Origin of the sequence: Xanthomonas sp. SHU 308 (genome assembly GCF_000364645.1) — a bacterium.
GTDB classification, from domain to species: Bacteria; Pseudomonadota; Gammaproteobacteria; order Xanthomonadales; family Xanthomonadaceae; genus Xanthomonas_A; species Xanthomonas_A sontii.
The window spans coordinates 1-1,969 of record NZ_AQOK01000206.1 but is presented as its reverse complement, the minus strand read 5'-3'; the positions used below and the strand labels follow the sequence as shown (position 1 = coordinate 1,969).

Annotated in this window: 1 pseudogene; it reads right to left on the bottom strand. The window is 73.3% G+C overall.

From position 1 onward, the window contains the following. Positions 1 to 1,969: pseudogene (locus D588_RS24295) on the bottom strand (cell surface protein); the annotation flags it as partial.

Genomic DNA, 1,969 nt, shown 5'->3' with positions numbered 1-1,969 from the left:
TGGCACTGGCGGTGGTGGTGCCGTCGAGCAGCACGTTGCCGGACGCGTCGGTGTAGTACAGCGAGCCGCCGATCGCGGTGCTGGATTCGCCGGTGGCGGTGGCGTTGTAGCCGGACGCGGTGGCGTAGCGGGCACCCGCCAGCGCGCCGCTGCCGAACGCCGAGGCACCAGTGCCGTAGGCGTTGCTGGCTTCGCCGGCGGCGGTGGCGTAATTGCCCTCCACGTAGCTGCCGACATCATCGGCCGGGTCGCTGCCGCCGCTGGCCTTGAACTGCTTGCCGGTGGCGTCGGCGGACTGCTTCACCTCGTTCAGTTGCGCGACGTTGACCGCGTCGGTGGCCTCGGTGCCGGCGGCGACGCTGGTGATCTGCCGCTCCTTGCCGGCGCTGCCCACCGAGACGGTGTTGTCGCGCGCCGCTTCGGAGTTCGCGCCCAGGGCCACGCTGTTGACGCCGGATGCATAGGCGCCGTAGCCGAACGCACTGGCGCTGTCGGCGCTGGCGTAGCTGAGACTGCCGAGCGCGCTGCTGAAGTCGGCGGTGGCGCCGGCACCAGCACCGAACGCCGCGCTGTTGGCGCCCAAGGCCTCGGCCGGGATCAGGCCGAAGAACGAAGTACCGCCGACCGCCACGCTCTCCTCGCCGGAGGCCACGCTGTACTCGCCCACCGCCACGCTGCTGCTGCCGGACGCGGTGGAGGACACGCCGACCGCAGTGCCGTAGCTGCCCGAAGCGAGCGCACCATAGCCCAGCGCCGAGGACAGGTAGCCGGTGGCCTCGCTGTAGCCGCCCAGCGCGGTGGCGCCGATGCCCGAGGCGGCGCTGCGGAAGCCGGTGGCCGTGGCCTGGTTGTCCGAGGCCACCGCTTCGTTGCCGGTGGCGGTGGCATAGGTGCCGCTGGCCTGCGCGCCGGCGCCGCTGGCGGTGGCGCCGATCTCGCTGGCCTGGGCGTTGCTGCCGATGGCGATGCTGTTCTCGCCCGACGCCTGGCTGGCGTTGCCCAGCGCGACCGCATCGACCCCGCTGGAGACGGCGTTGAAGCCGATCGCGGTCGCCCCGGCGGCCACGGCATTGGCGCCGCCACCGAGCGCAGTGGCGCCGTCGGCGGTGGCGTTGGCGGCCTCGCCGGCCGCCAGCGCATTGTCGCCGTCGACCAGGGCGCCGGCATCGCTGTCGGCGCTGCCGCTGGCCTGGAAGTACTTGCTGGTCGCTGCCGCGGCCTGCTTCACCGCATCCAGCTGGGCGACGTTGACCGCATCGGTGGCCTCGGTGCCGGCAGCGACGTTGGTGATCTGCCGCTCCTGCCCGGCACTGCCCACCGACACGCTGTAGGCGCGGTCGGCGACCGCCCCGGCGCCCAGCGCCACCGCATTGGCGGCGGTGGCCTCGCTGCCGGCACCGATGCTGATCGCGCTTTCCGCATCGGCCACGGTGTTGGTGCCGATGGCGATGGTGTTGACCTGGTTGCCCAGCGCCTGGAAGCCCAGCGCTACGCTGTAGTTGCCGTAGCCGAACGCGCCGCGACCGACCGCGGTAGCGCTCAGCCCCGGCGCCCAGCTGTTGAAGCCGATCGAGGTGGCGCCGCTGCCGCTGGCCCACGCCCCGGTACCGAACGCCGAGGCATTGGTGCCGGTGGCCCAGGCCGAGGTGCCGAACGCCGACGCGCCATCGGCCGTCGCCCAGGCGTAGGCGCCGACCGCACTGGCGTCCTCGCCGCTGGCCCAGGCGTTGTCGCCCTGCGCGAGGCTGTAGTTGCCGGTCGCACGCGCCTTGTAGCCGCCGGCGGTGCTGTGGTCGCCGGTGGCCTGCGCACCGTAGCCGGTGGCGGTGGCGACGCTGCCCGTCGCCTGCGCGCCCGCGCCGAGCGCGGTGGCGTTCTCGCCGGCATTGGCGCCGACCAGTACCGGCTTGCCGTCGGCATCGACGATCGGCTGGTTGTACTGGTCGTAGGCCTGGCCGCGGCCGCCGAT